At 55.7% G+C, this 3184-nt stretch carries 2 rRNA genes; both read left to right on the forward strand.

Annotated elements, in window-relative coordinates:
- Nucleotides 1-73: 73 nt before the first annotated feature.
- Nucleotides 74-2998 (forward strand): 23S ribosomal RNA (locus tag JI65_RS16690).
- Between the two features lie 58 nt (nt 2999-3056).
- Nucleotides 3057-3167: ribosomal RNA gene (rrf, locus tag JI65_RS16695) — 5S ribosomal RNA — on the forward strand.
- The last annotated feature ends 17 nt before the right edge of the window (nt 3168-3184 follow it).

The raw sequence follows: 3184 nt of genomic DNA on the forward strand, positions 1-3184 counted from the left end.
CTGGAAGGGAAGGAAGAAGGTTTTACAACGAGATCTCCCGCGCCTGCTTGTGCGCGGGAGGGAAAGATAATATGGTCAAGCGAAACATGGGTCCCTGGTGGATGCCTTGGAGCTGAATGACGATGAAGGACGTGATAAGCTGCGAAAAGCCGCGGAGAGGAGCACATATCCCTTGACCCGCGGATCTCCGAATGGGGTAACCCGGCGGGCGCGAGCCCGTCACCTGGACGGCTGAATAAAATAGGCCGCAGGAGCGACACCGGATGAAGTGAACCATCTAAGTAATCCGGGAAAAGAAATCAATTGAGATTCCGTAAGTAGCGGCGAGCGAACGCGGAGGAGCCCAAACCGCCTCGAGCGGGGTTGTAGGACTGCGACGTGAAGGAGCCTAGGTTAGGAGAACGGCATGGGAAGGCCGGCCAAAGAGCGTGAGAGCCGCGTAAACGAAAACCGAAGCCATCTAGCAGCATCCTGAGTACGGCGGGGCACGAGAAACCCTGTCGGAATCCGGGTCGACCACGATCCAAGGCTAAATACATTTCAGCTACCGATAGCGAACGAGTACCGTGAGGGAAAGGTGAAAAGAACCCCTGTGAGGGGAGTGAAATAGAACCTGAAACCAGAGACCGGCAAGATGTCACAGCCCGCGAGGGTAGTGGCGTGCCTTTTGTAGAATGAGCCTGCGAGTTACCGTATGCAGCGAGGTTAAGGGATCGGAGTCCCGGAGCCGGAGCGAAAGCGAGTCTGAACAGGGCGGCATAAGTTGCATGCGGTAGACCCGAAGCCAAGGTGATCTATCCATGGGCAGGTTGAAGCCCGGGTGAAACCGGGTGGAGGACCGAACAGTAATCTGTTAAAAAAGGTAGTGATGACCCGTGGATCGGAGCGAAAGACTAAACAAACCTGGAAATAGCTGGCTCTCCCCGAAATGCCTTTAGGGACAGCCTCATAGAAAGCTGACGGGGGTAAAGCACTGGACGGGCGAGGGGGAGTCAAATCCTACCGAGTTCGATCAAACTCTGAATACCGTCAGCCAGCCTATGGGAGTGAGACTGCGTGCGACAAGGTTCGTAGTCGAGAGGGAAACAGCCCGGACCATCGGCTAAGGTCCCGAAACTATGCTAAGTGTGAAATGAAGTGCGGATGCACAGACAGCCAGGAGGTTGGCTCAGAAGCAGCCACTCCTTAAAAGAGTGCGTAACAGCTCACTGGTCGAGCATCCGTGCGCAGACAATGAAACGGGGCTAAGCATAGTACCGAAGCCATGGATTCATACATCAGTGTATGACTGGTAGGGGAGCATTCCGCCGACCGGCGAAGGGGTACCTGCGAGGGGCCCTGGAGGAAGCGGAAGAGAGAATGCAGGTATAAGTAACGAAAAGACGGGTGAGATCCCCGTCCGCCGAAAACCTAAGGTTTCCAGGGTAAAGGCAATCTGCCCTGGGTAAGTCGGCCCCTAAGGCCAGGCGGAAACGCGTAGTCGATGGGAAATCGGTTTATAATCCGATACCTCCTCAAGTTTCGAGGGCATGACGCATGAGGTGAAATCCGGCAGGGCGACGGTTGTCCCTGTCCAAACAGCGAGCTTTTGAGGGGAGCAGGCAAATCCACTCCCTGAGGCGAGCTGCGGGCGAGAAGAGAGAAAGTCGAATCGAAGCGGACGTAATCATGGTGCCGGGAAACAATGTCTAAGGTCAGGCTTGAGGAGACCGTACCGTAAACGGACACACGTAGGTGGGATGAGAAATCTAAGGCGCACGAGCGACCTCGCGTTAAGGAACTCGGCAAAATGCACACGTAACTTCGGAAGAAGTGTGGCTCCGTTTGTTGAAGATTGGAGCGGCAGAAAGCAGGCCCAGGCGACTGTTTACCAAAAACACAGCCATCTGCGAACCAGCAATGGGACGTATAGGTGGTGACACCTGCCCGGTGCTGGAAGGTTAAGAGGAGCGCTCAGCCGCAAGGCGAAGGTGCGAATCGAAGCCCCAGTAAACGGCGGCCGTAACTATAACGGTCCTAAGGTAGCGAAATTCCTTGTCGGGTAAGTTCCGACCCGCACGAATGGTGTAACGATTCTGGGCACTGTCTCAACGCGAGACTCGGTGAAATTTATATGCCGGTAAAGAAGCCGGCTACCCATAATTAGACGGAAAGACCCCGTGAACCTTCACCGCAACTTAACACTGGGATCCTATTTATCATGTGTAGGATAGCTGGGAGGCAGCGAGGCCTGGGCGTCAGCCTGGGCGGAGCCGACGGTGAAATACCAGCCTTGATGAATGGGATTTCTAACCCGTGCCTTGAAGCAGGTGCGGGGACAGTGTTAGGCGGGCGGTTTGACTGGGGCGGTCGCCTCCCAAAGAGTAACGGAGGTGCGCGAAGGTCTCCTCGCGGTGGTTGGAAATCATCGTACGAGTGTAAAGGCAAAAGGAGGCTTGACTGCGAGCGAGACATCGCGAGCAGGTGCGAAAGCAGGTCTTAATGATCTGATGGTGCTGTGTGGAAAGGCCATCACTTAACGGACAAAAGGTACTCCGGGGATAACAGGCTGATTTTCCCCAAGAGTTCACATCGACGGGAAAGTTTGGCACCTCGATGTCGGCTCATCGCATCCTGGGGCTGGAGCAGGTCCCAAGGGTTTGGCTGTTCGCCAATTAAAGCGGTACGTGAGCTGGGTTCAGAACGTCGCGAGACAGTTCGGTCCCTATCTGTTATGGGCGTTGGATGTCTGAGAGGATCTGCCTTTAGTACGAGAGGACCGAGGTGGACGAACCTCTGGCTTGCCGGTTGTCCTGCCAAGGGCAAGTGCCGGGTAACTAAGTTCGGAACGGATAACCGCTGAAAGCATCTAAGCGGGAAGCCGGCCTCAAGACTAGACATCCCCGGGAGCTCGACTCCCCTGAAGACCCCTGGTAGACTACCAGGTCGATAGGCCGCAGGTGCAGGCGCGGCGACGCGCACAGCCGAGCGGTACTAATAGGTCGTGAGGCTTGGCCATATTATCGTTCCCTTTTCTCCGGACCTTCTTCCCGGGACTTTCATGTTGTTTTTTTGATGCCGGTGGCCATGGCTGGGGGGAAATACCCGTTCCCGTTCCGAACACGGAAGTCAAGCCCCCACGCGCCGATGATACTGCCCCATGGCGGGAAAGTAGGGCGCCGCCGGCTTCTCCCTTTCCTTTTTT

Origin of the sequence: Treponema zioleckii (genome assembly GCF_014737315.1) — a bacterium.
In the GTDB taxonomy this organism is placed as follows: Bacteria; Spirochaetota; Spirochaetia; order Treponematales; family Treponemataceae; genus Treponema_D; species Treponema_D zioleckii.